Origin of the sequence: uncultured Streptococcus sp., assembly GCF_938036805.1 — a bacterium.
Lineage (GTDB): Bacteria > Bacillota > Bacilli > Lactobacillales > Streptococcaceae > Streptococcus.
In genome coordinates this window covers 1-4,406 of the sequence record NZ_CALHWC010000023.1, presented here as the reverse complement: position 1 = coordinate 4,406, position 4,406 = coordinate 1, and the positions used below count along the sequence as shown (strand labels likewise).

The 4,406-nt window shown below is 43.7% G+C and carries 3 protein-coding genes and 1 pseudogene; 1 reads left to right on the top strand and 3 read right to left on the bottom strand.

Features of this window, described 5'->3' with window-relative positions:
* Positions 1-786: cation transporting ATPase C-terminal domain-containing protein (locus tag Q0191_RS01040; protein WP_297663022.1), on the top strand; the 786-nt coding region annotated here is incomplete at its 5' end.
* Positions 787-1,011: 225 nt separating this feature from the next.
* On the opposite strand, the gene zwf is transcribed toward Q0191_RS01040, so the two are convergent.
* The 3 genes and pseudogenes from zwf to Q0191_RS01025 form a co-directional block, all read right to left on the bottom strand.
* Positions 1,012-2,475 (bottom strand): glucose-6-phosphate dehydrogenase, encoded by a 1,464-nt coding sequence (gene zwf, locus Q0191_RS01035; RefSeq protein ID WP_297663021.1) that lies wholly within the window; start codon positions 2,473-2,475, stop codon positions 1,012-1,014.
* A 121-nt stretch (positions 2,476-2,596) separates the two neighbouring features.
* Positions 2,597-3,961, bottom strand: coding sequence for an MFS transporter (locus Q0191_RS01030; protein ID WP_297663019.1), 1,365 nt, complete (start codon positions 3,959-3,961; stop codon positions 2,597-2,599).
* 193 nt (positions 3,962-4,154) lie between these two features.
* Positions 4,155-4,406: pseudogene (locus Q0191_RS01025) on the bottom strand (TIGR03943 family protein); the annotation flags it as partial.

The window sequence follows — 4,406 nt, the reverse complement described above, 5'->3', positions numbered from 1 at the left end:
GTAGCAGATGTGGGTATTTCTGTTGATACAGCTGTCGATATTGCCAAGGAAACGGCGGATGTCATCCTGCTAGACAAGGATCTCATGGTTCTGGAGAAAGGGCTGGTAGAAGGGCGCAAGGTCTATGCCAATATGACCAAGTATATCAAGATGACGGTCAGTTCCAACTTTGGGAATATCTTCTCTCTCCTCTTCGCCAGTATCTTTTTGCCATTTCTGCCTATGGCACCAGTTCATTTGATTGTCCTCAATCTGGTTTATGACTTGTCTTGTATCGCTTTGCCGTTTGATAATGTAGATAGTGAATTTCTTAAGAAGCCTCATATTTGGTCAGCTAGCTCCATTACCCGTTTTATGGCTTGGATCGGGCCTATCTCATCCGTTTTTGATGTTTTGACCTATCTGGTGCTTTACTTTATCATCGTGCCTATGATCACAGGAGGCAGCTATCAAGCTGGTACTGAACAGGCAGCGATCTTTATCACTCTTTTCCAAACAGGCTGGTTTATTGAGTCTATGTGGACTCAGACTATGGTCATCTACATGCTACGCTCGCCTAAACTGCCTTTTGTGCAAAGCCGTCCTGCTCTTTCCGTCATTGTGACGACCATGGTAGCTGCGCTCTTTGTTACTTCCTTGCCATACAGCCTATTTGCGTCAGTTCTGAAGACTGCCCCGCTGAATAGCATCTATTTCCTTTGTCTTTTCTTGATTATTGTGCTTTATATGGTTAGTGTAACCCTTGTGAAAGGCCTTTATATCAAGCGTTACAAGGAATGGCTGTAATAGAAAGACTAGCAGATGTTTAAGAAGTATAAAAAAAAGAGGCTGGGACAAAAGTCCTAGCCTCTCAATTGTCTTTGGCTTGTCGAGCAAGACGCAGTGGTTGAGTGGGCTCTACTACGCTGATTTCATCAGCTTTTACAGCCCTACTCAACTGTGCGGAGGTGGGACGACGAAATCGAATTCTAACGAATTACCGATTTCTGTCCCACTCTCTTTTTGTATCTATTATTCTTTATCAGGTTGCCATTGCCAGTTTGCTCCAAATTGGGCGAGTAACTCGAAGGAGGCTTCTGGTCCCATAGATCCGACAGGATATTCATGGAGTGGTACTTGATTTTGACTCCAGAGTTCTTCGATGCGATCGATGAGCTCCCAGCTGGCTTTTACTTCGTCCCAATGACTGAAATTAGTTGAGTCGTTATTAAGGACATCAAAAATTAGTTTTTCATAAGGGTCTGGAGAGGCTCCTGAAGCTGTGGCATCTGTCCGATAATCCAATGAGATGGGAGCGAGATTAAAGAGTTCTCCAACTTCCTTACCATTGAGACTGAGTGAAATCCCCTCAGTTGGTTGGATATAGATGGTTAGGACATTTGGTTTGAGAGGTTCACCAAAGATAGAGTCCATTTGCTTGAAGACGATATTGACATGGGTGCCTTTTTTGGTGAGGCGCTTCCCAGTTCGGAAGAAGAAAGGAACATCACGGAAGCGGTCGCTATCAATGAAGAAAGCACCAGAGGCAAAGGTTTCGGTCGTAGATTCAGGGTTGACATTGGGCTCACTACGATAGGAAATGTATTTTTTGCCATTGATGTTGCCAGACTTGTACTGGCCGCGAATGAAGAAATGTTTCAAATCTTCATCGCTTGGCTGAACGAGGCGTTCAAATACCTTGGCCTTTTCTGCTCGGATATCGTCTTTGGTAAAGCTTTTTGGCTTATCCATGGCTAATAAGGAGAGGAGTTGCAAGGTGTGGTTTTGCACCATATCACGGAGGGCACCGGATTGATCATAGTAGCCACCGCGTTCTTCAACTCCCAACTTTTCAGCAAAGGTAATCTGTACATTATCAATGTATTGGCGGTTCCAGACATTTTCAAACAGCAGATTAGCAAAGCGGATGGCAAAAATCTTTTGAATCATTTCCTTGCCCAGATAGTGGTCGATACGGAAAATCTGTTCTTCGTCAAAAGTAGCCAGTAGATCTTCGTTAAGCTTGCTGGCAGTTGCCAAATCTGTCCCAAAAGGTTTCTCGACAATCAGGCGTTCAAATCCTTTTCCATCAACGATTTGCTCAGACTTGAGATGCTTAGCAATGGTCCCGAAAAATTGTGGCGCCATAGAAAGGAAGAAGAGTTTATTATTTTCTGCCTGGTATTGCTCGTTGAGCTTGTTTTGCAGCTTACGCAATTCGATATAATGCTCAGTATCTTGCACGTCATGGCTTTGATAATAAAAGTGGCTGGCGAACTCTTGAGCCTGCTCGGCACTGTCGGCTAGGTCAGAGATTGACTCGACAACGACCGATTCGAAATATTCCTTGCTCCAAGGTCTGCGGGCGGTTCCGATAACGGCAAAATGTTGCGAAAGATTGCCAGATTTATAAAGTCGAAAGAGAGAAGGATAAAGCTTTCTTTGAGCCAAGTCTCCGCTGGCACCGAAAATTGTAATAATAACTTTTGAAGACATGATATCTATTACCTATCTATATGTGATTGTCTCTATTTTATCACAATTTTCAGAAAAATTGTATTTGAAAAATCTGGATTTGACCAAAGAAAATATCCCGAGGGAAAGTCGGGATAGAAATTTAGGCTTCTTTCTTCTGATGAATCGCTCGAAACAGAAAATAGTAGAAAATAAAGTTTCCTATTGCGAGAAGGAGAAGTAGGCTAAAGACATTGTGGACGCCGCTTGTCGTATCGGGGGCTTGATTGAGCAGGACAGCTGCAATTGCCGTTCCCAAGGCACCAGCAAAGGTTTGTGCTAGTTGAAAGAGGGCAGTCACATCCGCCGTTTTATCTCTGCTGACTTGAGAAGCGGATAAGGCCATGGTATTGTTGAAGGCCATGTTGCGTCCCAGAGTAAAGAGGATATAAAATCCTAAGATTAAAGGCAGATTGAGCCAGCTTGTAAAAAAGCTAAAAATAATCATGACCAGAAAGACTAGGCTATTGCCGCCTAGCAGAGATAGTTTTGGGCCTTTGCTATCGTACAATTTTCCCAGAAAAGGAGACATGAAAGCTCCGATCATGGTTCCGGGAAGGAGGGAAAATCCAGCTTGGGCGGTGGAGACATTCTTGACCAGCACGAGAAAGTTGGGAATGAGAAAGTTGCTGGATAGGTTGGAGAATTGGAAGATTAAAAAGGGTAGAATTCCAAAGAAAATCGTTGGTTCTTTCAAGATACGGATATCCAGAAATGGATCTTGAACAGTCAGACTCCGCCAGATGAAAAAGGCAAAGGAAAGGAAGAAAATGGCTAGATAAAGCCAATTGACACTATCACCACCTTCTAAACTGGAGATAGTCATTAGAGAAAAGGAAAGAGCCGTTGCGAGCGAGAGAAAGCCCAGCACATCAAAGGGACGCTTGCTCTTGCCTGCCGAATTTTCCAAATTAACATAAGCCAGTAAAAAAGAGAGAATGGGAACTGGCATGATAAAGCTGTAGATCATGTGCCAGTCGAAGGAGCCAATCATGAATCCTCCGTAGGTCGGACCGATGGCTGGTGCCAGACTGATAACTAGACCACTCAGTCCCATATAAAAGCCGATTTTCTGCCGAGGAATCCGCTCCACGATGAGATTAAACATAAGTGGAATGGCAATCCCAGTCGCTCCCCCCTGAAGGATCCGTCCCAGCATAAGGGAAGTAAAGTCTGGGGCAATCATAGCAATCAGATTACCAAGGGTAAAGATGGAAAGTGAGGTAAAGAGGATGCGACGCTCCGTCCAATTGTGGGCTAGAGTTGCGCCTAAAGTTATGGTGATGGCGACGGCCAGCAGATAGCCAGTCGTAATCCATTGTAGCACACCTAGGCTCAGGCCAAAGACCTGACTCAGGTGGGGAAAGGTCACATTCATACTAGTCTCTGAAAGAATTCCAGCAAAGGCGACTAAAGCCACAGCCAGAATAGAAAGCAAATCTCGTTTCTTTACTTTTTCTTGATTCATAAAAAGAACTCCTTTTCAAATGAGATAGTATTATTGTAGCATGATTTTCCGAGATAAGAGAGAAAAAATTAGAGAGCGAGCTTCATCAAGTCTCTTCTAATTTATAAAAGTCGGTCAGAGCAACTGAGTAAAGGGTAGAGAAAGGCATATAAAAGAAACACCTATGAAAATGGATTTTCATAGGTGTTTGGCTCTAAAAGACTCGATAAACGTAAGGATTGTCCGGTTTTTCTACCTTATCAAAGCTTTCAACTTCTAGAGTTGGCAGGCTTTGTCCCAGACTTTTATGGTAATGCATGGCAAGTTTCCCCTTGGCATGAATCCAGGTATTATCCTCGAAATGCTGAGTATTTCCAGTCGTCAAGAGTCCATAGACACCTGAGTCGGCAATACAATGGATAATACCGAAGCGAAAGAGAAATTGACTCTTCTGGTCGCTGGGGTC